This is a genomic window from Zobellia sp. B3R18 (genome assembly GCF_018860715.1).
Classification (GTDB): Bacteria; Bacteroidota; Bacteroidia; order Flavobacteriales; family Flavobacteriaceae; genus Zobellia; species Zobellia russellii.
In genome coordinates this window covers 222,062-245,989 of the sequence record NZ_JAHKQG010000010.1, presented here as the reverse complement: position 1 = coordinate 245,989, position 23,928 = coordinate 222,062, and the positions used below count along the sequence as shown (strand labels likewise).

The window sequence follows — 23,928 nt, the reverse complement described above, 5'->3', positions numbered from 1 at the left end:
TATAAGAAAACTAGGCTTGATTAGCCCCAAGAATGTAAGTAGAATTTATCTTTTGTAAAGATGAAAGCACATTTTCATTGGTCTTTCCTAAAATTGTTATTTGCCTATTCTTATTTATGGCATAATCATAAAACTGCCTCAATGCGTTTGCTCCGTTCGCATCCATCCCTTTTAAACGTTCCAAGTTGAGCACTATCTGCTTATCCGACCCCAAATATCTACCAATGTGACGAATAAGAATGGTTGCATTAGTACTGTTCAAGTTTCCATGGACGCAGAATATTCCACGTGCTTCTGTAATTTGTAATGGCATATCTTAAAGTTTTGTAGGTTAATTTTCGCTCGTAGCACAATAAATAACAAAATAGGTCTTAAGAGATCAAAAAGCATTATTAATGGACTTTAAATAACTGTAAATGAGAAACTTTTATTGTATCTAACCCTGAAAAAGGTTTTCTCAACATTTATCCACTGAACACCAATAAATCAGTTTTAAGGGCGTTATATCTTTGTGGTAAAAACCCTACTTTAATGTTTAAATTTAAATTATTCTGCTTCTTCCTGTTATTATCGCTCTATGGAATAGCACAAAGTCCGCTTCAACCCGGATTTACCCTGTTGGAAAAAGGGGATTTTGAGCAAGCCGAAACTTTTTTTAAAGACTACCTTATAGATGACCCAACGAATAAAACTGCTCTACTGTGTTATGGACGTGCAGTTGGTCTAAGTGGAGAACCTGAGAAATCTACAGGAATGTTCGCCAATCTTTTAGAAGATTATCCAGGAGATTTTGAAATACAGATAAACTATAACGAATCTTTCCTTTGGGCCAAAAAATTTAAAGAAGCAGAACCTTTGTATGCCCAACTCGTAAAAGAGTACCCTGAAAACTTTGGCGCTGTCTTAGGCTATGCTAATACACTGAGTAACCTCCAAAAATATGAAAAAGCTTTACAATGGGTAGAAAAGGCTTTAGAAATACAACCAGATAACCCAAGTGCTAAAACTTCAAGAAAGTATATGAGGTTAGGCTACGCCAATGCTTATGTGAACAAACAGAATTACAAAAAGGGAGAAACGCTTTTAAAAGAAATATTTGTTGATTTTCCCGAAGATAAAGATGCATTACTTAACCTTGCCAACCTTTATTTAATTACAAAAAGTACCGAAAAGGCAAAATCAACTTACAGGCGTTTAGCTACTTCTCAAAAAGATTCCATTACCGCACTAAACGGAATTGCCCTTGCCGAACATATAGCAGAAGATGATAAACAAGCTTTAACTGTAGCAACGACTGCAAAACAAAAAGTTGAGTTAGTTGATGATGAAAAGTTGAAGGAACAAACGTATGACCGTTATGTTCAAGCCTTGATATGGAATCAAAAGTATGTAAAGGCAAAAGCAGAAATAGAAGTATTAGAAACCAAATACGAGAACCGTAATTGGATTTATGCTTTAAAAGCTATGCACGGTCTTTATACGGGCTCACCAAAAAAGAGTGGCGCCAATTACGATGCTATTTTAAAAAATGACAGTGCATCTTTTGATGGAAATCTAGGTAAAGCCAATGCACTTTTTGCTGCTGATCGTATAATTCCAGCTTACAAAGCTGCATTTGGAACTTTAAAGGTTTTCAAAGACCAAAAAGACGCTTTAGGATTTATAGATAAGTTGAACATATCCTTTACCCCTACTCTAGAAGAACACCTTGCCTATACTTTTGATAATGGTAAAAATGTTGCTTTTTCAACGAATACCACGGCTACTGTACCGTTATCCACAAAGTTAAGCACCAACTTATCTTATAACTTTAGAACAACCTCAAATTCCATTACAGATAATAAGGCGAGCTCCCATGTGCTTTCCGCAGGGTTGGATTATAAGCTGTTCCCTAAAACATTATTTAAAGGGGTATTAGGTTTGAATAAATCCAGTTTTGGTTCTGAGTCCTATTCCCAACCGGTAATAGATGCTAAACTACTATTGCAGCCCTTTAAACTGCAAAACCTGGAATTAGGTTACAAACGAGAAATTCAAAGCTTTAATGCAGACCTAATTGAACGGGAAATTGTCATGAACCATTTTGGGTTGAATTATAACCTGGGTACTAATTTTAATTTGGGTTGGTACACGCAGGCCATACACACTACCCAAAGTGACAATAATACCCGTAACCTTTTATTTACTTCATTATATTATAACGTAATGAAGAAACCAGCTTTGAAAGTTGGGCTCAATTATCAGTACCTTTCTTTTGCGGAACAAGTACCTACTATATATTTTAGTCCAGAAAAATACCAAGCCGTAGAGATTTTTGGTGACCTTAGAGGGGATTTTTCTAAGAACACCCAATATATGATGAGTGCTGCTACAGGTTTGCAACAAGTAGAAGAAGACCCCAATACAGTGATTTTTAGGGCTGAAGCCGGTGTAACCCATAAATTTTCTAAACGCTTTACCGGCAACATTTACGGGAAGTATAGCAATATTGCTTCGGCCACGGCAGCTGGTTTTGAGTTTACGGAAATCGGGTTAAAATTAAAGTGGCTAATGACCAAAAAACCTTTATTCTATAAGAAAATCGCCAAATAGTACTTGCACAAAAAAAATCGGTCTAACCAAAAAAGACAACCTGTCAATTAAGCAAGATTGTCTTGAGACAAAATGTATTCTCACGAACCCAAATTAAAATGAGAATATTTTCTAGGAACTCTAGCTCCTAATTATAGATTTTAATCTTACGTGAAGATTTAGAATTGAAAAGTGTAATCCTTAGAACCAACCGGTTCTAAGTTTTAATAGTTCCATAGGCTAACAATAGCCAAAACAATTCCTATAATAACAGAAGCAAGTACACCTATCAAACGTATAGCGGCTCCTTTTGAGCTTAAAATGTATAAAAGATTTGCTTTCATGTGTAGATGGCTTAAATATTCATTACAAATTTACACCTCATGTTCAAAAATAGGAAAGCACTTACGATGAATTGCTTTAACCTATAGGTGAACGGTGTAAAACTGTAGAAATAATCTAAACTAAATTTAATCGTCTCATGAGTTCCGGACGATTTGATCGACTAATGGGAATTACCATTTTTTTAATGAGGACGCTGTTGTCTTCAATATCAATTATTTTCGTAAAGTTAATTATGTAGGACCTGTGTATTTGTAGAAATGTTTTCTCAGGTAATTTATCCTTTATTTTTTTAAGCGTGGTATGTACGCGATAGTCTTTTGCCTCTGTGTTAATATCAATATAATCGCCTTGCGCCTTAACGACCAAAATTTCATCAAACTTAAGCTTTATAAGCCTTTTGTCTATATTAATATATAGATCTTGAGCGGTATCTGAACTACTTTTGGCCTTAATATCCGTAACAGGAGTTTCTTTTTTGGCGAGTGCATTTTTTATTTTCTGAATAGACTTATTGAACCGGTCCGCCGTTAGGGGCTTGACCATATAATCTACAATAGATTCATATTCATAAGCAGCTATGGCAAATTCCGTATCTGATGTGGTCAACACTACTTTAGGACAATTTTTTAAGGTCTGAACAAAATCTACACCACTAAATCCGGGCATGTGTATATCCAAAAAAACCACATCTACATCTTGCTGATTTAGGAATTTAATAGCATCTATGGCATTATCAAACTCACCAACGACATTTAAATCTGCCACGGTAGAGCAATGCTTTTCCACTATGGCGCGTGCCGTTGCTTCGTCGTCTACGATAATACAGGTCATACTATTAAATGGTTTTTAGAAAATCTTCTATTTTGTTTAAAATTACTAAAAAATCCGAATCCATATCAGCTGTTCCGGCTCTTAACTGTTCTTCAAATGTAACCGCAAACCTATACGCGTCTTCCATGCTCAAAATATTGAACTTATGTTTCAGTTTATGCACAACATCAGCGGCCAAAGCTAGTTCTTTGTTGACTATGTGTTCTTGATACGATGCCTTCTCCGAAGGAAATTCGTCCTTTAAGATAGAAATAAATTTCTCTTCAAACTCAATATCATCTCCGGATAACTCCTTTATATATTTAAGGTTGGGCTGTTCCATAGTATTATTTTTTAATCGTAAACGAAAAATTGGCTCCCTTATTCTCTTCTGATTCCAATTCTATGGAACCGTTGTACAACTTTACTATTTTCTTGGCCAATGCCAGGCCTACACCTGCGGCACTGTCATTGTTTTCAAGTTTTTTAAACATTTCAAAAATAGAGGATTGGTGCTTTTGGGGTATTCCTTTTCCATTGTCTTTTACCGAGAATTTCCAAAACTGATCTTCATCTTCAAAACTTATGGTAATCAAGCCCTTTTCCAGATGTTTTGTAGCTGTGATTGCATTTGTTATCAAATAGGCAAAAATCTGCTCTATCAAATGTTTTTCAATATGAATTACAGGAAAACCAGCCCCATAAACCATAGATACATTTTCCGGCAAAGGCACATAACTTTCTATTTCTTTTAGAAGAGTATTTACATCAACATTCATCTTGGATTCCATATTGATGCCTATTGTGGCATGTTCCAGAATACCATTGATTAAATTGTCCATTTTAATCAAATTACTTGATGCCAACTCTATATTTTCCTTACTGTCATGGGTAAGGGTATTTTCATTATCGTCCTTGATCCAACTCAACAGGGCGTTTACATTGCGAATAGGCGACTTTAAATCGTGCGATACCATTTGCACGTAATTATTAAGAGATTCGTTCCTAGTCTCTAAATCCTGTAAAAGCAGTTTTTTTTCTTCTGAAATTTTGGTTACCTCCTCGGCCAAATGGCTAATGTGCTTGGCCAGTTTTTCTACATCAAACTGTTGATCGGAATTGTTCTGAAATTGCTCGCCCGCATCCAAATTTGAATTTAAGCTGTTCATTGCCAATTCCAAAGACGCTAATATTTTTTTCTGTCTCTCCGCTTCTTTTCTTAACTCCTTATTGGCTTCGAACAATTCTTCTGAGCTAATGGCGGTAGCCCTTTGTATCATACTTAACTTATCATCATAATTTTCATATGACCTTTCTACAGCAGCAAAAAACTCCTGCATCTCCTCATTTTCAATAAGGTGGGCCGGTAGGTTTTTCTTTAGCTGTCTTTTAAGTAGAGCGTGCATTATTCGCTAAATAAGGTTAATGTCATAGTTTGGTTATGTAACTTACAGGCATCTTGGCCAGCAAATGGTGCCATTTCTCCATAAGAATAGAATCCAGTAACCGCTGCATTATCACCAATGACGGATATTACTTCCTCTACCTCTTCTTCCGTTCTCTGATCCATTACCAATTTTCTTCCTACGCAACTTATTAAGATAGCCAGTTCCGGTTTATTTTTTCTGTCCTTCATAGCAAATTGAGCGGCCGTATTTGCCCCATCTGCTATATCATCTACAGTAGACATCATTAATTGCACACGGGCTCCCTCAGGCACGTCTCCTGCCAAGGTCATAGTATTTGCAGTATTATCAATGGTAAGAATGGTACGAACCAGAGGTTCCTCGTCTTCGTTAATGCGTACATTAAGCGGATATAGCAAAGCCGATGTTGGCAATTCTTTTGCTTTATCCCCCAGATATTTTTTATAAAGATCTAATGCCGGCTGACCATCTAGTTCATAAAGTATATTGTTCTTAGATTTTGTAATAATCCGTTCGGGACCAAAAGGGGTCCACCCGCCAAAATTGGCGCTTGTAATTTCTAGGGACTCCCCATAAAACCCGATAGCGATAATTTCGCCTTCCTTTGGGCTTTCATTGTAGGAAGCGAGAGTTCTTTCAAAACGGTCATCATCTCCGCACAAACCTCCCGAAAGGCCAATATTATCTATCCTAACACCCTCAAAACCTTGGATTAAAGCACTGCCGTTAACAGAACTTCCTTCGGATACCAAGAATATATGTTTTAAACCTTCCTTAGGAAATTCCTCAAGAAGAGTTTCGCCTAATTTAAAATCATCTTCAATTTCCAATATGTTCTTTCTCTTTATGGAATATGAGCATTTTTCAAATTCAATAGCGGTCAAGGAGACTGTATTTTCCCTTACGGAATCGCCTATGATTTCACCAGCCGTGCTACCAAACACAATATGTCCGTCCGGAAATATACTTCTTACTTCATCATAAAGCTTGGCATCTTCCAACGCGTATCTATTTCCAAAGACCAAAACAAGAGGTTCCTTTAAAGTAGATTCTACTTTTGATACAATTTTGAACGGTTGCCCCGGTTCCTTTACGGCCTGTTTGATCTTCATTTTTAGCTATTAAGGTTAGTTGGTTCTTTTTTTATGGTAAAGTGAAACTCCGTACCCATGTCCTTTTCACTCTCTACCCATACTTCGCCTTCATAGCGGTCAATTATTTTTTTAACAATAGAAAGCCCTATTCCTGTTGATCTTTCATTTGCTCCGATAGACTGAAAAATTTCGAATATTTTTTTATGGTATTCCTTTGGAATCCCAACACCATTATCTTTTATAGAGAACTGCCAGTGCGTAGTATTTTCTACGTATAACACCTCTACCAACCCTACTTCCTTTTCTATGTGAACCACTGCATTAGAAAGTATATTCTGGAACAGCTGATGCATCTTTGTACTATCCGCAACAATTGTTGGTAAGACCTTGGGCACCACAAGGGATACATGCTCTGGAATAAAGATGCTCTCTTTAATATTTTCTACTACTTCATTTAAATCAACACTGGAATTGTCCAGTTCCGAATTATTTGCGGTAGAATACTCCAAGATACCTTGAATTAACTTATCCATAGAGGCAACTTTCTCTTGCATTAAGGTTAAGTTCTGCTGGCCTGCTTCGTCCAGTACATCTTTATAATCATCCTGAATCCATGTTGCCAATGCACTTATACTCCGTAAAGGGGATTTTAAGTCATGGGAAACAATATGTGCATATTCCTGAAGACCTTGGTTGCTTTGTTCTAATTCTTTTACCAATTGTTCCTTTTGAAGTTCCAGTAACTTTTGCTTAGTGACATCTAGATGTATTCCTACAGAACCAATTAGTTTTTTATTATTATCATAACGTGGAGCTCCACTAACTAACCAATGTTTCTTTTTTCCGCTTTTATCAATAACCTCCAGCTCATACGAATCGGGTTCGCCCCGCATTCGTTTTTCATCCTCGTGCTCTAAAACGTTCTTATTCTGTACCCTTAGCATCTCGGTTCCCTTTTTACCTAAAAGTTCTTCTTCTTTAAAACCGCTCATGTTACAGAAGCTCTGGTTTACCAGTTGTATGACATCATCTGTATCTACCTCTACCAGACCAAGATTCATGTTTGCAATGATGTTTGCATATTTTTCCCGTTCGTATCTCAGTCTTTCCTCGGCCTCACGCTCTCTTGTAATATCTTCTATCATGGCCAACAAGTACTTTAACTTACCGTCTCCGCCTCTAACAGCACTTACGGATGTCTTTGCAACCAAACAGCCTCCTCCTTTTTTGAAGTATCTTTTTATTACAACTGCCTTATCGGTTTTTCCTTCCTGCATTTGCTGTACAACATCTTCTGATCCAGAACTTTCCTCCTCCTTGGAAAAGTCATCCAACTTCATGGTTTTGAGTTCACTTTCCGAATAGCCCAGAAGTTCCGTGAAGGTAGTATTTGCTTTTATGATTTCACCTCCAACGCTTAGAACAATGCCTAAAGGCGAGTTTTCCACAATGACATCCAGTTGCTTGCGTTGTTGTGCCAACAACTCCTTGATTTCCATTTCTTGGGTAATATCTCTAATGATACCTTGAGCCCCTATGGGTTCTTGTTTGGTATTATAAATAAGACTACTATTAATCTCTATCCATTTCTCATCACCGTTCTTAACATTAATTTTTGCTCGGTAATTTTTAAGTGTCCCTACTTCTAAAAGGTATTTGAAAGATTCAGCAGTATATTGAAGGTATTTTTTATGTACAAGGCCTGTTAAGTTAACGTCTTCCTTGGTATTGTCATACCCTAGAAAATCTTTGGCCGAAGTATTCATCTTTATAACGTTGGCTTGCAGATCCATGACTACATAAGGATCTATAATATTAACGAATACACCATCTAACTCCGAAACTTTTTCTGTAAGCAAATTTTCTAACTTGCCATTGGCCTCTTTTAAGCGCTGTGCCGTTTCATAGAGCTCTGTAGATTTTTGCTCTAAGATTTTTTCAGCTTGTTGGCGCGCTTTTTTCTGACGTTCTAAGGCTTTTTTAAGAAGTTCAATCTCTTTACTGCTATCCATTTTGAACAATATCAAATTTAACCTCGGTTCCATCTTCCTTCAAGAGGTCATAGGTAATTGTTGCCGTACCACCAAAATGTTCAAAAGCTTTTTCTATTAGACCATGTGCTAAGCGATACAAACCCCTAGAAGAAGAATATACCATAGAAATTGTGGTGTCCGTTTTTTCCAAAATTTTAAAAGAAGGTAGTTCCGCATCAGGATACAACTTTTTGACATGCACATGAATATGGTCTTCAATACAATAAAGTAGACCTAGTGGAGTGTTGTAATTTTTAATAACCTCAGGATGCGAGTTGGCCAGACCTGCAAAAAGGTATAGACCAAACGCATATATAAGATCACCAACCGGAATTTTAGTTTCTTCACTAAGGTTGGTTATGAGCGTAACCATCTCATTAAATTCGTACGTACCTACAGATGTATAAACACCTTCTGAGGCCAACTGACCATTTTCTATAATGTTATCTAGAGTCTCAAGACCGAACTTAGACTCTACCATTTCCAAAAATTCCGTAAAAACTATACCTTTCATATACTTCTATTTATTAATAAAAGTAGGAAAAGTAGTATGTACTAACGAATTTTTGTTGTGAAAGTCAATATATTGTTAGCCTTTCACTAATTGGTTGATGTTCCAATAGTCAAGAACTTTATGTAGTTTGGATTCGTACTCTTCGTATTTCAAAGGCTTAATAACGTAGCCCGCCACTCCAATTTTATAACACTCCAATAAATCCGCTCTATTTTCGGAAGTTGTAAGAATAACTGTAGGAAGGTATTTTAAAACATCATCTGCCCTTAGAATACTTAAAAACTCAATACCGTTCATTCTAGGCATATTTAAATCAAGTAGAATAATATCCGGTAATCTGTTCCCTGATTTTAAGATTTTTAAAGCATCTTCACCGTTCTTCGTTTCAATGATATTATGCTTGAGTTCTAGTTTCTTTACAGTTCGCTGTAATTTCATTACTTCAATAGCATCGTCTTCAATCAATAAAATATCCATAGCCTCATTATTAATGTGAACTACAAAACTCTTAAATAAATAATGTAATTTTTATTAGGTGTAGACGAATAGCCTACAACTGTAGACGAATGGAAAATTATATTGGTTAAAACTATTTAAGGATAACTCAAATCAGAAAGTAAATTTTAACAAAAATATAGTTTTAGTATTCAATATCAGACAAATACGTTATTTTAGACAACTCCCCCTTATTTTCTTTAGACTATATGAGTTGGCTCATTGTCTACTCAAACACTCATTTTCAATAAAATTCCTTAACAAATTATGGCCAAAGCGATAACCGTCTGTTTTAAAAACCCTGTTAAAAAGGATATTTCAACCCTTGCCAAAAAAATTGCAAAGCGTATAGAACCGAATAATGTACATGCCGAACAACCATATATTTCAAAAAATGAAAATACCATCAGCCTAATATACAATCCAGCATTAACTATACTAAAAGATGGTGTAAATTATTGCCTAGGCACATGTGAACATGATGATTCACTATTCAAATATAACGCTCCTTTACCAAACGGTAGCTATGCTTTATTCCGTGTAGAAAAGGAAAGAGTCGAAATAGCATCAGATTATGCAGCTTCAAGAACTTTATGGTATTACCATGATAATGAAATTTTTATGGCGTCTACCTCACAACGATTAATTGTATCATTTTTGGGAGATTTTAAATTGAACAGCAAAGCATGTAGCTGGTTTCTATGCACTGGAACCTTAGGACCCGGCCTTTCTTGGGACGAAAGAATAAAAATAGTGCCGCCTAGAACCCGCTTAAAATTAAACCGCAGTAATTGGAAGGTTGAAATAGACCATAATCAAAACTTCAATTTTGATAGGACCGAAAATGAAGAAAAAACGGAATTATCACATGAAGCCCAATTGAAAAATGCTGTAGAAGAAACAATTAAAGGTCTAAAATTAGACACTTCTAAATGGACATTAGCTCTTTCGGGCGGAATGGACAGCAGAAGTCTTCTATACCATCTAAAAGGCAAAAATCTTAATGCCGTAACATGGGGATTAGACAAAGCCTTAGACTTACCCACCAGCGACGCATCCATCGCAAAGAATCTAGCACAAAATTGCAATATGGAACATTCTTATGCAAAAATGGATTTTAACCCTAACAGCTTTCCTATTCTCCTCGAAAGATTTTTAGCTGCTGGTGAGGGGCGGCTAGACCATCTTGCTGCATATTTAGATGGTTTAGAGTTATGGGGACAACTATCTGCTTCTGGAAGAGGAGTAATTAGAGGGTATGATGCCTTTGGTAGAAAGCCGCCCGTCACTAATTCCTATCAAGTCAGGCGCACATGCAATCTTATGACAAGTTTTGACTATACATCCTCGGATATTCCGGAAGATTTTATCGTTAATTATGAAGATATTCCAGAACATTTGCATCAGAAGGAAAACGAATCCTTAGGAGATTGGAGAGACAGGTTATGGTTGCAACATAGAACCCCAATTACAACAGCTGCTCTTGAAGATATAAAACTTGCTTATGTTGAAGTTATCAACCCTTTACTCAGTCAAAAGATTGTTTCATCAATTCAACAGGTGCCAATTGAACTAAGAACAAATAAAAAGATATGGAGGTCAATTGTTTCTGAAATGTTTCCCGAAATTCCTTTTGCAAAAAGAGAAGCCGTTCAAGAGGTTGGGCAAATTCTAAATCTTCCTGAAGTACAGTCTTATATTTGTGAATCATTGGAACAGAAAAAAGAGCTAGGAATTTTTCCTGAAGCCTTTATTGAAAAATTAGTAAAGAATTATAATAAGGATCAGAGAACACAGTCTGCAAGAAGAAAAATGAGAAGGCTCATTATTGCTTATTTACCTAAATCAATAGAAAATAAAATTCGTTCAAAACTAAAAGCAGGCCCTTTAAGCAATCAATGGCTAGCTTTACGAACCCTTATGATACTTAAAACTAACGAAATGTTTACTTCTGATGCTCAGGTCAAGCAATTATAAAACATCCCACTATCTTTACTTTTATTAAAATTTAATTAGAAAGTTATTCTATCTTTGCAAAGTTTTTGACAAACCCTCATGCGCACGTGGCGGAATTGGTAGACGCGCCAGCTTGAGGGGCTGGTGGCCACTAGGCCGTGGAAGTTCGAGTCTTCTCGTGCGCACATTAAACCATCAATGAGATTCATTGATGGTTTTTTTCTATCTATATTTCTTATCTTCTCCTTATCTAATCAATTTTTTCCGCGAAAGAGCACACTTCAAGTGAGCATCTTGGGAAAAAAAACGTAATTTCGTTTAACATTTTTACAAAAAGAATGAACACTTTAAAAAAAACCTTCACAATACGGGATCTTGAGAACCTCTCTGGAATAAAAGCTCATACCATTAGAATATGGGAAAAAAGATACAACTTGCTTTCTCCGGAGCGAACAGATACTAACATTAGAAGGTATAGCCTAGAAAGCCTGCAAAAACTTCTAAACATCACTCTACTTTATAATTATGGTCATAAAATATCAAAAATTGCCAAATTGGATGAGAGAAAGATTCCAAAGTTGGTTACGGAGTTAACCTCTAAAAATGATAAGAGTAATGTTATTAATGAGTTTAAACTTGCTATGATCAATTTTGATCAACAGCTCTTTAACCAAACCTATAGAACTCTTCTTTTTGAAAAATCGTTTTCTGAAGTGTTTAAAGAAGTTTTTATACCACTCCTGAACGAATTGGGTCTTTTATGGCAAACAGATACCATTTGTCCTGCTCACGAGCATTTTGTATCTAACCTTATTAAACAAAAAATTCTTATCAACAGCCAAGAACTTCAAGAAAGGGACGCTAGCAACAATAGCACAACTTTTGTAGCCTATTTACCGGAAAATGAAATTCATGAATTAGGATTGCTCTATCTTAACTATGAATTTGCCCTGCACGGGTACAAATCTGTCTACCTGGGTCAAACCGTTCCCTTAGAGAACCTAGAAGAAATAATGAAGACCTTTTCAAACACAACATTTGTGTCTTATTTTACAGTTTCACCTACCAAGGACAAAATAAACGACTATGTTTATCAATTTGACAAACTCGCATCAAACTATTCAAATAAAAAGCTCTGGTTACTAGGTCACCAAACCCAGCATATTGATTCAAAAAGTTTACCCGGTACCGTAGAGATTTTTAATTCAATGGATAAAATTATTGAACAGCTTTAAAATGAATCTACTCTAATAATGAAAAAAAAGATTGCCATAATCGGTTCAGGTTTCTCTTCACTATCGGCCTCATGCTACTTGGCACAAGCAGGTCATGATGTAACCATATATGAGAAGAACAAAACCGTAGGTGGTAGGGCCAGACAACTGGTCAGAGACGGATTCACTTTTGATATGGGGCCCAGTTGGTACTGGATGCCGGACATTTTTGACTCGTTCTTCAATGACTTTGGAAAGAAAACAGCAGATTTTTATCAGCTAGATAAATTAAATCCTGCTTATAAAATATTTTTTACGGACGACAATATCACCGTTGGTGATTGCATGGATGATATTTGCAAAGAATTTGAACGTATTGAACCTGGAAGTGCTAATCACCTAAAGGATTTCATTGCAAAGGCAGAGAAGAACTATGATATAGCCATAAATAAAGTTGTGTTACGGCCAGGTCTATCACCTTTAGAGCTCATTACCCCTGAGACGGCCTTAAGAGTAGATCAGTTTTTTAAAACGATTAGCGGAGAAGTTCGTAAAAAATTTAAGAACCCTAAATTGGTTTCTACATTAGAGTTTCCAGTGCTTTTTCTAGGGGCTAAACCCAATCGTACACCTTCTTTCTACAACTTTATGAACTATGCCGATTTTGGTTTAGGAACGTGGCATCCAAAAGGTGGTATGTACCAGGTGGTTAAAGCCATGAATGACCTAGCGGAAGAATTGGGCGTAGAAATATGTACCGATGCAGCAGCAGAAAAAATAAAGGTGGTTAATAATATTGCCGTTGGAGCTACAATTAACGGAAAAGATATTTCTGCCGATGTAATTTTAAGTGGAGCCGACTATCATCATTCCGAAACTTTGTTAGACCCCGAACACAGGCAATATTCAGAAGCCTACTGGAACAAGAAAACTTTTGCTCCATCTTCATTATTGTTCTACATAGGTTTCAACAAGAAGCTAGAAAACATAAACCACCACAATCTATTCTTTGATACCGATTTTGAACGTCATGCACAGGAAATTTACGATAACCCAAGTTGGCCCAAAGCCCCTTTGTTCTATGCTAATTTCCCATCGGTAACAGACTTGAGCATGGCTCCTAAGAGTTGCGAAACAGGATTTTTCCTTATACCAATTGCCCCTAATTTAACTGACACACCTGAATTACGTGAGCAATATTTTGATATCATTTTAGATAGATTTGAAAAACGAACAGACCAAAGCGTAAAAAATAACATTATCTTTAAAGAGTCTTTTTGTGTAAATGACTTTGTTGAGCAATATAATTCCTATAAGGGAAATGCTTACGGCATGGCCAATACTCTCAGTCAAACAGCTTTTCTGAGACCTAGTCTAAAAAGTAAAAAAGTAAAAAACCTATATTTTACCGGCCAGTTGACCGTTCCAGGTCCTGGCGTTCCTCCGGCTTTAATATCGGGCAAACTCGTATCCGAATTAATCAATAAGAACGTCTAAAAGCCAATACTATGAAAGCCCTATTTGATAAAGTTTCTTACCAGTGTAGTCAGATTGTGACAGAGTCCTACAGCACCTCGTTCACATTGGCTACCAAAATGTTATCCCCTACCATTAGAGCGGATATTTATAACATATATGGCTTTGTGCGTTTTGCGGACGAAATTGTTGATACGTTTGATCAATACAACAAGGAAAAACTTTTTAATCAGTTTGAGGCAAGCCTAAAGGATGCTTTGGAACAAAAAATAAGCCTTAATCCTATTCTCAACTCATTTCAGCATACCTATCACAAATATGACTTGCCTTACGAACTGGTTGCAGCATTTATGAAGAGTATGCGAATGGATCTCTACAAGAATGTCTATAGGACAGATGAGGAGTACAAAGCGTATATTTATGGCTCTGCAGATGTAGTGGGACTCATGTGTTTAAAGGTCTTTGTAAAAGGCGATATGGAGAAATACAACAATCTAAAGGAGACAGCTATGGCATTAGGTTCCGCTTTTCAAAAGGTGAACTTTCTCAGAGATTTAAAAAGCGATTTTGAAGATTTAAACCGAAGCTATTTTCCAAATACGGATTTAGCTATGTTGGACGAAGAATCAAAAACAAGAATCGTAAATGAAATTAAAGCAGATTTTGAACTGGCCTACTCAGGTATTCTTCAGTTACCTAATGAAGCCAAATTTGGCGTCTACACAGCCTATAAGTATTATTATAGATTACTGAAAAAACTACAGCGTACACCCTCTTTGGAGATTAGAAAAGTGCGTATTCGTGTTCCCAACTACGAGAAGTTTGGTGTATTGGCCAAATCGTACGTGAATTATAAATTGAACTTGGTTTAAATGAAAGTGATTATTTGGATACTCCTATTTGTTGGCACATTTTCCTTTATGGAATTTATGGCATGGTTTACCCATAAATATATTATGCATGGCTTTCTTTGGAATTTACACCGCGATCATCATAAAAAAGACCACGATTCATGGTTTGAAAGAAATGATGCTTTTTTTGTTTTTTACGCCATCGTAAGCATCGTACTCTTTTACTTAGGTGCAGAGACATCTTTTTGGTACGGTTGGCCCTTAGGCTTTGGTATATTGGTTTATGGCATAGCTTATTTTCTAGTCCACGACATTTTTATTCACCAACGGTTTAAACTATTTAGAAATGCGAACCACTGGTATGCCAAGGGTGTACGCAGAGCTCACAAAATGCATCATAAACACTTAGGTAAAAAAGATGGGGAATGTTTTGGTATGCTAATCGTTCCCTTTAAGTATTTCAAGAACAGGTCATAATCTGCTACTCCATTAAAAGTTGATCAAGAAACTGTCTAATTTCTTCGCTATTCCAATTAACTGTACCGTTTTCCGCTCTAACCACTTTACCCTGCTTATTTATAATATAGGTTGTTGGTAAGGTCGCAGATTTAAATATTTGAGGTATCTGACCTTCAGCCAAATAGAAAGGCAGTTGATAAGATTTCTTGGAAACAAATGTATTGACCCTCTTAGACTCTTCTTTACTAACGAGCAAAAAGTCTACCTTATCTTGGTAATCTTCATATAAAGCTTGAATACTGGGCAATTCTTCTAAACATGGCTTACACCATGTGGCCCAAAGATTAATGAAAACGATTTTCCCTTTAGTGTTTTGGAAAAGGTATGCCTTTCCATCCAAGTCTTTTACTTCCCAACTATATGTACTTTCAGGAATCGTCTTTTCGGCTTTCAGTTTTACTGAACTATATGAAACAATTCTTCCCACATAAGCTCTAAGTTTAGGCCCTATAGGCGTAAATAGGACACAAATAATTATAAGGAGTAGCCCAAGAAATATATATTTGAACGATATCTTCAAGATTTATCCGTTATTGAATCTAATAGTTGGGTTACTGTAGCGCTATCCCAATCATGAGTTTCCTGAGAGTTAACTATAATTTCTCCATTATCATCAATGATATAGGTCCCTTGTATCTTTGGTATCTCAAAAGGAGCCCCCTCTCCCACAATTCTGTAGGTTACAGGAAATGTATATTTATTCTTAGCCATGAACTCTTCTACCGGCTCACGTTCTTCATTTGTAACGATATAAAAATCAACTCCATCCGAGTAAGCATCATATAATGTTTGAATACCGTTTAGTTCTGCTGCACTTGGCGTATTCCAGGAAGCCCAGAAATGAATAAACAAAACCTTTCCTTTGGATTCATTCAGGTTAAAGAAATCCCAGTTGGCATCCTTAAGTTTCCAATCGTACCCATCTATTTTTTTCCTATCATCTACAGCTATAATTTCGGGGGGAGAAGCAAACAAGCGCATAAGCCAAACCTTTCCCCAATATCCCACAGGTGTAACAAAGAAAGAAAGCACAAAGACCATGATAATGAGTGTAAAGAAAGTTTTTCTTTTCATAAAAAATGTTGGATAGTTATAAAACTAAAAAACTCCCGTTAATTAACGGGAGTTTTAATATACTATTTCAATAGGAATTAGGCTGCATTTTCCTTTTTGATAACGTTCAATGCAGAACCTTCTCTGTACCAATCTATTTGAGGTTGATTGTACGTATGGTTCAATTTGATTACATCTTTGCTACCATCTGCATGTACCAACTCTAAAGTTAATTGCTTGTCCGGTGCAAACTCGGCAATATCTATAAAGTTGAATGTATCATCTTCCTGTACTAGATCGTAATCTGCCTCGTTGGCAAAAGTCAATCCTAACATACCTTGTTTTTTAAGGTTTGTTTCGTGGATACGCGCAAAAGATTTTACGATTACAGCTGCAACACCTAAATGTCTTGGCTCCATAGCCGCATGCTCACGAGAAGAACCTTCACCGTAGTTGTGGTCACCTACTACCACCGATCTAACTCCTGCCGCTTTATAAGCTCGTGCTGTATCGGGAACACCTCCGTATTCTCCTGTTAACTGGTTTTTAACCATATTTGTTTTATGGCCAAATGCATTTACAGCGCCTATTAAACAGTTATTGGAAATATTATCTAAATGTCCACGGAAACGTAACCATGGTCCTGCCATAGAAATATGATCCGTTGTACACTTTCCGAATGCTTTGATTAAAAGCTTAGCACCCATAAGGCTTTCGTCCTTAATTGGTGTAAAAGGTTCTAATAACTGTAATCTTTCAGAATCCGGAGCAACAATAACCTCTACACCGGAACCATCTTCATCTGGCGCTAAGAATCCTGCATCCTCAACAGCAAATCCTTTTGGTGGCAACTCCCATCCTGTTGGCTCGTCAAATTTAACTTCCTCACCATTTTCATTGATCAAAGTATCCGTGATAGGGTTAAAATCCAAACGACCGGAAATAGCTATTGCAGCCGTAATTTCAGGTGATGCAACAAAGGCATGCGTATTTGGATTACCATCTGCACGCTTAGCAAAGTTTCGGTTAAACGAATGAACTATACTGTTTTTAGGTGCATTTTTTGGATCGTTATATCTTGCCCATTGACCGATACATGGTCCACAAGCATTTGTAAAGATTTTAGCATCCAATTTTTCAAAAACCTGTAAGATACCGTCTCTATCAGCAGTATAACGAACTTGCTCAGAACCAGGGTTAATACCTAATTCCGACTTCATTTTTATTCCTTTATCCAAGGCTTGCTGTGCAATTGAAGAAGCTCTTGATAAATCTTCATAGGAAGAGTTGGTACATGAACCGATCAATCCCCACTCTACTTGAAGTGGCCAATCGTTTTCAGTTGCTTTTTTAGTCATATCGGTTCCTACTCCTGTAGATAAATCCGGAGTAAAAGGTCCATTCAACAATGGTGTTAATTCCGATAAGTTGATTTCTATAACCTCATCAAAATATTGTTCTGGATTTGCATAAACCTCTGCATCGGCAGTTAAATGTTCCTTAACCGCATTTGCTGCATCGGCAACATCCGCTCTATCCGTAGCGCGTAAATAACGCTCCATAGACTCATCATATCCAAAAGTAGAAGTTGTAGCCCCTATTTCAGCCCCCATGTTACAGATAGTACCTTTACCAGTACAAGAAAGGTTCTTGGCCCCTTCTCCAAAGTATTCTACAATAGCACCGGTACCTCCTTTAACGGTAAGTATTTCGGCTACTTTTAAGATAACATCCTTTGGAGCTGTCCAACCAGAAATGTTACCTGTTAATTTTACTCCGATCAATTTTGGAAACTTAAGTTCCCAGGCCATACCTGCCATTACATCAACAGCATCTGCACCACCAACACCAATAGCTACCATACCTAGACCACCTGCGTTAACCGTATGCGAATCCGTACCAATCATCATTCCACCTGGAAATGCGTAGTTTTCCAAAACAACTTGGTGAATAATACCTGCACCTGGTTTCCAGAAACCGATTCCATATTTATTGGAAACAGACTCCAAGAAATCAAATACCTCGGCACTGGTTGTATTTGCAGATTTTAAATCTGCCGTAGCACCGTTTTTAGCCTGTATAAGGTGATCACAGTGTACTGTAGTTGGTACTGCTACCTTTGGCTTTCCGGCCTGCATAAATTGCAAAAGGGCCATCTGCGCAGTAGCATCTTGACAAGCGATACGATCTGGAGCAAAATCCACATAGTCTTTTCCCCTTGTAAATGCTTTGCTAGGGTTACCGTCCCATAAATGGGAATATAAAATTTTCTCTGAAAGGGTAAGCGGTTTGCCGACAATTTCACGCGCTTTTTCAACACGTTCGGCCATATTGGCGTACACCCCTTTGATCATATCAATATCAAATGCCATTATCTAATTTGTTTAAGTTATTGTAATCCCGTAAAATTAAGAAAATAAGAAGCGTAAATAAAACTTTTACCTTAGGATTCACACCTTTTTTAGAAATTGATCAGTAGATTGCCTTTCGGTTACACTAACGAAGGCATTAAAGGCAGAAAACCTGCAAATTTACAGCAGATATGTTAATTTTTAACTAGAGTAATTTACCAATAATGGTTTCTTCGGAAATACCCTCGGCCTCTGCTTTGTAGTTTTTAATAAGTCTATGTCTTAAAATACCGGTGGCTACAGCTTGGACATCTTCGGCATCCGGTGAAAACTTACCGTTAACAGCCGCATGAGCTTTTGCTGCTAAAACAAGATTCTGCGAAGCTCTTGGTCCTGCTCCCCAATCTATATATTGCTTAACATAATCACTTGCCGTATCCAAATTTGGACGGGTTGAATTCACCAATTTAACGGCATACTCCACCACATTGTCCGGAACGGGTATACGACGCACCAATTGCTGCACATCAATTATTTCCCGTGTGTTAAATAATGCCTTGATATTTACTGACCGGTCCGAAGTAGTACTTTTAACAACCTCTATTTCTTCCTCAACGGAAGGGTACTTTAACTCAATAGCGAACATGAAACGGTCTAACTGCGCTTCTGGAAGCGGGTATGTACCTTCCTGTTCAATAGGGTTTTGGGTGGCCAGCACAAAATAAGGAAGCTCTAATTTATGCTGCTGACCTGCAATGGTTACGGAACGTTCCTGCATGGCTTCCAATAGGGCTGCTTGCGTCTTTGGAGGTGTTCTGTTAATCTCATCCGCCAAAATAATATTTGCGAAGATTGGCCCCTTTATAAACTTAAAGTTTCTGTTTTGGTCCAAGACCTCACTACCAAGAATATCACTTGGCATTAAATCAGGAGTAAATTGAATACGTTTAAAATCCAACCCCAATGTCTGGGCTATGGTATTCACCATTAACGTTTTTGCCAATCCGGGCACCCCGATCAACAAAGAGTGTCCACCGGTATAAATACTCAAAAGAATTTGGTCTATTACCACATCTTGGCCTACAATGACCTTGGCAATTTCCTTTTTAAGCGCCTGATGTTTTTCTACAAGATTGTTGATTGCCTGAACGTCTGACATGCATTTATTCCTTTACCCAGTTATTGGCAAAATCGCAGTCTCTGTTGTCTTCGTTTACGCTAATATAGGTATCCTCTATATGCTCGTCCATCCATTTTTTAATGGCTTTGTACTGCTTTTCAGTTTTAGCCAACTGTTGGATCTTAATGTAATCCTTAGAAAAATCGGCTACATGCTCATCATAACGGTTGGTAACCTTTAAGATTTTATATTTAGGACCGCCACCTCTTGGATCTTCCTCCAATAAAGGATATGAAATTTCATCATCCTTAAGGTTCCGTACTTGGTTGTACAATGTTGGATCCATTTTTGTTAACTCAAACCTAGAATCAAAATTGGTAGGGTTTCTTAAAAGACCACCATCAAACTTCGTTTCTTTTTCATCCGAAAAATTAAGGGCTGCCTGAGCAAAGGTATATTTACCTTCCATAATATGCTTACGAATAGTATCTAACTCCTGCTTTACCTCATCCAAAGCGGTTTGAGATATTTTAGGTTGCACCAAAATATGACGCAAGTCCAATTCTTGACCTCTAATTTTCTCAATATAAATAATATGATATCCAAATTGAGTCTCAAAAGGTTCAGAAACCTCGCCTTCCGCCAAACTAAAAGCTACATCCTTAAACGTCTTATCAAACCCTGTATCCTTGGTTATACTATAAAAACCACCTTTTGACTTTGAACCTGGATCTTGCGAATATAAAATAGCCTTTACGCTAAAGCTTGCATCGTTATCCTCTACATCTGCCTTAATCTCGTTAAGTTTATCCAAGACATCCTGAACTTCCTTTTCTGTAGGTTTTGGAGATTTCACGATTTGTGCTATTTCCATTTCCGCACCAAAAACAGGACGTTCATCTTCCGGAATTTTATTAAAAAACTGACGAACCTCTTCTGGTGTAATTTCAATTTTCTCAACAATACTGGATTGCATCTTTTCGGAAAGCATTCTCAGTTTATTAATTTTATTGATATCCTCACGTAAACTGGCCTCATCTTCTTTTTTGTAGAACTTCAACAGTTTCTCCATAGAGCCTGTCTGTTGCACGAAAGACTGAATCTGACGATCGGTAGTAGCCGCAATTTCATCATCCGAAACCAAAAGACTATCCTGCACGGCCTGGTGGGCATATAAACGGTCTTCCATTAATTTACCTAAAAGTCCGCAACGGGTAACATCCGCAGTTGAAACTCCTTGGCTTTTTAAATCAATAAGGGTTTTTTCTATATCCGATTCTAAGATAACATAGTCCCCTACAACTGCAGAAATACCATCTAGCTTAATTTTTTTGAAGTTTGTAGGCTTAACCGAATCCATTTCCGCACTAGCCTCAGCATCCATAGCTGGTTCTGTAACTTCTTCTTGACTTTCGGTAACTTCTTCAGTTTCTTGAGCAATAGCACTTCCCGCGATCAAGAAGCAACCCAAAATGGCAATATACTTATTCACCTTGCTCGTAAACTTCAAATTCTTTTTCTTTAATAGCCTCATCTATAATTTCTGTTTCCAGTTTTCGTAAATAATCGAGTTTTCTTCTACTTAGCAAAACCTGCTTAATGGTAGGTTCAATAAAAGATAGTGGAGCGACGTCATTAACATCTAGAACATCGGTAACCTTTGCCAAATATACCCCGTTTGCATCCTCCAACTCAAAAAATTGTGATTTTTTTAGGTGTTTATCGGCATTTTCAAAGGTAAGTGGTGGTATTTCCTCAATAATTCTAGTGGCACTTACCCATATAGAATCGTTAAAGTTTAATTTCTTGAACTGTACCCCAATAGAATCCAAATAACTAATATCGTCCTTTTTAAAACGTTTTAGTTTACTTATCACATCGTCCTTATTCAAAAATTGAGTAGGTAACTCTACAAACCTAAGTTTCACAATTTTTTCCTTCAATTTGAAATTTTCCTTCTCCCGCTCATAGAATCCGTTCAATTGAGAAGCGCTTATTACAGTATCTCCATCTTGTTGCACCAATGCTTCTTTATACGCTCTGGTATACAAATCCGTACGGTAATCCGAAACCAGAACATCGTATGCCGCTAGTTTCTCTTCGGGAAGGTTAATTTTTGCCTTTTCCAGCAACAACTGTTTAGAAGCCCAATTGTTAATATAGTTGGTTACGAACGAAGCACTATCTTCCTTAGAAATACCTTTGGCCAACAATTTGGCCACATCTTCGCGATATAAATAGTTTTCACCAACACGTGCTAAATATCCAGGTTCGTCTTTCGCCAAAAAAGAACCGCAGCCCACTAAAAGGGATAAAGTTGCCATAACGGCCCAACAACGAACCAGATAGCGCAATGGTGTTATTTTTAATCTCATGGGGCAAAAATAGCAATTCCGTTACGGTAGGCAATAGACCACTAGGCTCTTAACAGACTTTTTAATTTCAGTTGTAATCCTATACCTACACATTTCACTTTGTTTATATAAATTTACTTGAATGAAAGACTATTGTTAGTTGCAACCATATTACTTTTACCCTTTCGTAGCTTTAATTAGTTTAAAAAATTAGTCCCGAATTATAGTGAAAAACTTAAATTGAGGATTCCGGTTAATCATCCACAGTAGATAGAATACAAATTTTATGAGTAGAAAAATAAAATTGATATGGGATTTTAGAGGTCCAGCCGCACAAAAAACTGCAGAACATCATGTTATTCATTTAAAGGAGTTTATTGCCCTAGAAAAAACCAATCTTAATATTAGTGGTTCCCAGGATTTTAACGAAATGCACAGTATAGCCTTTATGGTGGTAGATGAGACCGAAATGATATCCGTTAGAGATGCCCTTAAACCCCATAGAGGAGAAGTGTATGTTGAACCGGCCCAGAACTAGGTCGTAACACCAAGTATTATAAAATGTATTGAAGCTCATGTACAATAAGCTTGCCTTTATAACCCTAAGTCTCGTACTCCTTTTTTCCTGTGCATCCAAAAAGGAAGAAAAAGTAGGAGACCCGCTAATGGCAATACTAAACTCCGACTCTCCAAAAATACGGCGAGTAATGGACCACCTAAACGAGCATGAAGTTCAGATACGGTATACTCAAATCAATAGAAAAGGGAACCAAGTTTACTTTGATGATTTTGATTTTCAAGTAGATTCAAATAACTACTTCTACCCTGCCAGCACTGTAAAATTCCCAACGGCAGTAGTGGCCCTTGAGCAATTGAACCAAATGGATTCTCTTGATTTTGATACGCGTTTTTACGTTGAAGGCGATTCTGTGGAAACGACTTTTTCAGAAGCTATCTCACAAATATTCGCAGTAAGCGATAACGATGCAAATAACAGGTTGATTGAATTTTTAGGGCAGGATTCTATTAATGCAATTCTTAAAAGAAAAGGTGTTTCTCCTGTTCGTATATGGCAAAGACTGGGCAATGGAGAAGAAAATACCGCCACAAAACCATTAATTGTTTATGAGAACGACAGCACTACGTATATGCTGCCCTCCACCATTAACACATTTCCCAAAGCTCTAGAAATAAATCATATAAAAAAGGGAACAGGTTTTTACGAAGACGATTCCCTTATGGTTGAACCATTTGATTTCAGCTTAAAGAATTATTACCCCATTGAAGCTCAAAGTTCTCTTTTAAAGCGAATCATTTTTCCCGAAAAATTTGACAAGAACGAACGTTTTAATTTGAGCGACAAACAACACCACTTCTTAATGACCGCTATGCGCACCGTGCCAAGAAATGCGGGTTACAACGCCACGGACTTCTATGATGGATATTGTAAGTTTTTCATGTATGGAGATACCAAAGAAAACATTCCGGACCACATTGAAATCTACAACAAGGTGGGTTTTGCTTATGGCACTTTAACCGACTGCGCTTACATTAAGGATACTATTAACAATGTGGAATTTATGATTACCGCCACCGTATTGGTCAATTCAAATGGGGTCTTTAACGACAATACTTATGAATATGATGCTATTGGCATTCCGTTTCTAGCCGAGCTAGGTAGGCAACTTTATAGTTTTGAACTGAACAGAAAGCAGTAAATCGCTACCCGGTATCCAGGTAGTCGT

General features: G+C 37.1%; 22 protein-coding genes and 1 tRNA gene. 9 read left to right on the top strand and 14 right to left on the bottom strand.

The window, feature by feature from the left end; genetic code table 11:
• Positions 1 to 10: 10 nt before the first annotated feature.
• Positions 11 to 313: an STAS domain-containing protein gene (locus KO513_RS06360; protein ID WP_215912730.1), complete on the bottom strand. Its 303-nt coding sequence runs from the start codon at positions 311 to 313 to the stop codon at positions 11 to 13.
• Positions 314 to 531: 218 nt separating this feature from the next.
• On the opposite strand from KO513_RS06360, the gene KO513_RS06355 reads away from it, so the two are divergent.
• Complete coding sequence (locus KO513_RS06355) at positions 532 to 2,592, top strand: tetratricopeptide repeat protein (protein ID WP_215912729.1); 2,061 nt, start codon at positions 532 to 534, stop codon at positions 2,590 to 2,592.
• Between the two features lie 438 nt (positions 2,593 to 3,030).
• On the opposite strand, the gene KO513_RS06350 is transcribed toward KO513_RS06355, so the two are convergent.
• From KO513_RS06350 to KO513_RS06320, 7 genes are all read right to left on the bottom strand, one after another.
• Complete coding sequence (locus tag KO513_RS06350; protein ID WP_215441832.1) at positions 3,031 to 3,747, bottom strand: LytR/AlgR family response regulator transcription factor; 717 nt, start codon at positions 3,745 to 3,747, stop codon at positions 3,031 to 3,033.
• A gap of 4 nt (positions 3,748 to 3,751) precedes the next feature.
• Positions 3,752 to 4,069, bottom strand: coding sequence for an Hpt domain-containing protein (locus KO513_RS06345; RefSeq protein ID WP_215441831.1), 318 nt, complete (start codon positions 4,067 to 4,069; stop codon positions 3,752 to 3,754).
• Positions 4,070 to 4,073: 4 nt separating this feature from the next.
• Positions 4,074 to 5,132 carry a sensor histidine kinase gene (locus KO513_RS06340; RefSeq protein ID WP_215441830.1) on the bottom strand — a complete coding sequence of 353 codons (1,059 nt, stop codon included), beginning with the start codon at positions 5,130 to 5,132 and terminating at the stop codon, positions 4,074 to 4,076.
• Positions 5,132 to 6,265 (bottom strand): FIST signal transduction protein, encoded by a 1,134-nt coding sequence (locus tag KO513_RS06335; RefSeq protein WP_215441829.1) that lies wholly within the window; start codon positions 6,263 to 6,265, stop codon positions 5,132 to 5,134. Before KO513_RS06335 ends, KO513_RS06340 begins: the two co-directional genes overlap by 1 nt.
• Positions 6,266 to 6,267: 2 nt before the next feature.
• The gene (locus KO513_RS06330; protein ID WP_215912728.1) at positions 6,268 to 8,259 is read right to left on the bottom strand and encodes a PAS domain-containing sensor histidine kinase; all 1,992 of its coding nucleotides are present in this window, start codon (positions 8,257 to 8,259) and stop codon (positions 6,268 to 6,270) included.
• Positions 8,252 to 8,794, bottom strand: a complete 543-nt coding sequence (locus tag KO513_RS06325) for a heme NO-binding domain-containing protein (RefSeq protein ID WP_215912727.1) — start codon at positions 8,792 to 8,794, stop codon at positions 8,252 to 8,254. Before KO513_RS06325 ends, KO513_RS06330 begins: the two co-directional genes overlap by 8 nt.
• 75 nt (positions 8,795 to 8,869) lie before the next feature.
• Complete coding sequence (locus KO513_RS06320; RefSeq protein WP_215441826.1) at positions 8,870 to 9,271, bottom strand: response regulator; 402 nt, start codon at positions 9,269 to 9,271, stop codon at positions 8,870 to 8,872.
• A 285-nt stretch (positions 9,272 to 9,556) separates the two neighbouring features.
• Between KO513_RS06320 and KO513_RS06315 the strand changes: the two genes are divergently transcribed.
• The 6 genes from KO513_RS06315 (at position 9,557) to KO513_RS06290 (ending at position 15,263) form a co-directional block, all read left to right on the top strand.
• Entirely contained in the window at positions 9,557 to 11,266 is a 1,710-nt protein-coding gene (locus KO513_RS06315) for a hypothetical protein (RefSeq protein ID WP_215912726.1), read from the top strand.
• A gap of 80 nt (positions 11,267 to 11,346) precedes the next feature.
• Positions 11,347 to 11,430: transfer RNA gene (locus tag KO513_RS06310), tRNA-Leu, on the top strand.
• Positions 11,431 to 11,583: 153 nt separating this feature from the next.
• Complete coding sequence (locus KO513_RS06305; protein ID WP_215441824.1) at positions 11,584 to 12,480, top strand: MerR family transcriptional regulator; 897 nt, start codon at positions 11,584 to 11,586, stop codon at positions 12,478 to 12,480.
• Between the two features lie 18 nt (positions 12,481 to 12,498).
• Positions 12,499 to 13,956: a phytoene desaturase family protein gene (locus KO513_RS06300; RefSeq protein WP_215912725.1), complete on the top strand. Its 1,458-nt coding sequence runs from the start codon at positions 12,499 to 12,501 to the stop codon at positions 13,954 to 13,956.
• Between the two features lie 11 nt (positions 13,957 to 13,967).
• Complete coding sequence (locus KO513_RS06295; protein ID WP_215441822.1) at positions 13,968 to 14,807, top strand: phytoene/squalene synthase family protein; 840 nt, start codon at positions 13,968 to 13,970, stop codon at positions 14,805 to 14,807.
• Complete coding sequence (locus tag KO513_RS06290; RefSeq protein WP_215912724.1) at positions 14,808 to 15,263, top strand: sterol desaturase family protein; 456 nt, start codon at positions 14,808 to 14,810, stop codon at positions 15,261 to 15,263.
• 4 nt (positions 15,264 to 15,267) lie between these two features.
• On the opposite strand, the gene KO513_RS06285 is transcribed toward KO513_RS06290, so the two are convergent.
• From KO513_RS06285 to KO513_RS06260, 6 genes are all read right to left on the bottom strand, one after another.
• Positions 15,268 to 15,732, bottom strand: coding sequence for a TlpA family protein disulfide reductase (locus KO513_RS06285; protein ID WP_215912723.1), 465 nt, complete (start codon positions 15,730 to 15,732; stop codon positions 15,268 to 15,270).
• An 89-nt stretch (positions 15,733 to 15,821) separates the two neighbouring features.
• A complete protein-coding gene (locus KO513_RS06280) occupies positions 15,822 to 16,379 on the bottom strand; it encodes a TlpA family protein disulfide reductase (protein ID WP_215912722.1) in 558 nt (185 codons plus the stop codon).
• A gap of 77 nt (positions 16,380 to 16,456) precedes the next feature.
• Positions 16,457 to 18,730: an aconitate hydratase gene (locus KO513_RS06275; protein WP_215912721.1), complete on the bottom strand. Its 2,274-nt coding sequence runs from the start codon at positions 18,728 to 18,730 to the stop codon at positions 16,457 to 16,459.
• 184 nt (positions 18,731 to 18,914) lie between these two features.
• Positions 18,915 to 19,868, bottom strand: a complete 954-nt coding sequence (locus KO513_RS06270; RefSeq protein WP_215912720.1) for an AAA family ATPase — start codon at positions 19,866 to 19,868, stop codon at positions 18,915 to 18,917.
• 4 nt (positions 19,869 to 19,872) lie between these two features.
• The gene (locus KO513_RS06265) at positions 19,873 to 21,363 is read right to left on the bottom strand and encodes a peptidylprolyl isomerase (RefSeq protein WP_215912719.1); all 1,491 of its coding nucleotides are present in this window, start codon (positions 21,361 to 21,363) and stop codon (positions 19,873 to 19,875) included.
• Positions 21,314 to 22,204: a peptidyl-prolyl cis-trans isomerase gene (locus tag KO513_RS06260; protein ID WP_215912718.1), complete on the bottom strand. Its 891-nt coding sequence runs from the start codon at positions 22,202 to 22,204 to the stop codon at positions 21,314 to 21,316. The genes KO513_RS06265 and KO513_RS06260 overlap by 50 nt, the downstream gene beginning before the upstream one ends.
• 265 nt (positions 22,205 to 22,469) lie before the next feature.
• On the opposite strand from KO513_RS06260, the gene KO513_RS06255 reads away from it, so the two are divergent.
• Positions 22,470 to 22,721 carry a hypothetical protein gene (locus KO513_RS06255; RefSeq protein WP_215912717.1) on the top strand — a complete coding sequence of 84 codons (252 nt, stop codon included), beginning with the start codon at positions 22,470 to 22,472 and terminating at the stop codon, positions 22,719 to 22,721.
• 37 nt (positions 22,722 to 22,758) lie between these two features.
• Positions 22,759 to 23,901 carry a serine hydrolase gene (locus KO513_RS06250; RefSeq protein WP_215912716.1) on the top strand — a complete coding sequence of 381 codons (1,143 nt, stop codon included), beginning with the start codon at positions 22,759 to 22,761 and terminating at the stop codon, positions 23,899 to 23,901.
• Positions 23,902 to 23,928 lie beyond the last annotated feature (27 nt).

Excerpts from the sequence above, each read along its gene's own strand:
- KO513_RS06360 (WP_215912730.1), bottom strand. The coding sequence starts at position 313 with ATGCCATTACAAATTACAGAAGCACGTGGAATATTCTGCGTCCATGGA.
- KO513_RS06355 (WP_215912729.1), top strand. The coding sequence starts at position 532 with ATGTTTAAATTTAAATTATTCTGCTTCTTCCTGTTATTATCGCTCTAT.
- KO513_RS06350 (WP_215441832.1), bottom strand. The coding sequence starts at position 3,747 with ATGACCTGTATTATCGTAGACGACGAAGCAACGGCACGCGCCATAGTG.
- KO513_RS06345 (WP_215441831.1), bottom strand. The coding sequence starts at position 4,069 with ATGGAACAGCCCAACCTTAAATATATAAAGGAGTTATCCGGAGATGAT.
- KO513_RS06340 (WP_215441830.1), bottom strand. The coding sequence starts at position 5,132 with ATGCACGCTCTACTTAAAAGACAGCTAAAGAAAAACCTACCGGCCCAC.
- KO513_RS06335 (WP_215441829.1), bottom strand. The coding sequence starts at position 6,265 with ATGAAGATCAAACAGGCCGTAAAGGAACCGGGGCAACCGTTCAAAATT.
- KO513_RS06330 (WP_215912728.1), bottom strand. The coding sequence starts at position 8,259 with ATGGATAGCAGTAAAGAGATTGAACTTCTTAAAAAAGCCTTAGAACGT.
- KO513_RS06325 (WP_215912727.1), bottom strand. The coding sequence starts at position 8,794 with ATGAAAGGTATAGTTTTTACGGAATTTTTGGAAATGGTAGAGTCTAAG.
- KO513_RS06320 (WP_215441826.1), bottom strand. The coding sequence starts at position 9,271 with ATGGATATTTTATTGATTGAAGACGATGCTATTGAAGTAATGAAATTA.
- KO513_RS06315 (WP_215912726.1), top strand. The coding sequence starts at position 9,557 with ATGGCCAAAGCGATAACCGTCTGTTTTAAAAACCCTGTTAAAAAGGAT.
- KO513_RS06305 (WP_215441824.1), top strand. The coding sequence starts at position 11,584 with ATGAACACTTTAAAAAAAACCTTCACAATACGGGATCTTGAGAACCTC.
- KO513_RS06300 (WP_215912725.1), top strand. The coding sequence starts at position 12,499 with ATGAAAAAAAAGATTGCCATAATCGGTTCAGGTTTCTCTTCACTATCG.
- KO513_RS06295 (WP_215441822.1), top strand. The coding sequence starts at position 13,968 with ATGAAAGCCCTATTTGATAAAGTTTCTTACCAGTGTAGTCAGATTGTG.
- KO513_RS06290 (WP_215912724.1), top strand. The coding sequence starts at position 14,808 with ATGAAAGTGATTATTTGGATACTCCTATTTGTTGGCACATTTTCCTTT.
- KO513_RS06280 (WP_215912722.1), bottom strand. The coding sequence starts at position 16,379 with ATGAAAAGAAAAACTTTCTTTACACTCATTATCATGGTCTTTGTGCTT.
- KO513_RS06275 (WP_215912721.1), bottom strand. The coding sequence starts at position 18,730 with ATGGCATTTGATATTGATATGATCAAAGGGGTGTACGCCAATATGGCC.
- KO513_RS06270 (WP_215912720.1), bottom strand. The coding sequence starts at position 19,868 with ATGTCAGACGTTCAGGCAATCAACAATCTTGTAGAAAAACATCAGGCG.
- KO513_RS06265 (WP_215912719.1), bottom strand. The coding sequence starts at position 21,363 with ATGAGGCTATTAAAGAAAAAGAATTTGAAGTTTACGAGCAAGGTGAAT.
- KO513_RS06260 (WP_215912718.1), bottom strand. The coding sequence starts at position 22,204 with ATGAGATTAAAAATAACACCATTGCGCTATCTGGTTCGTTGTTGGGCC.
- KO513_RS06255 (WP_215912717.1), top strand. The coding sequence starts at position 22,470 with ATGAGTAGAAAAATAAAATTGATATGGGATTTTAGAGGTCCAGCCGCA.
- KO513_RS06250 (WP_215912716.1), top strand. The coding sequence starts at position 22,759 with ATGTACAATAAGCTTGCCTTTATAACCCTAAGTCTCGTACTCCTTTTT.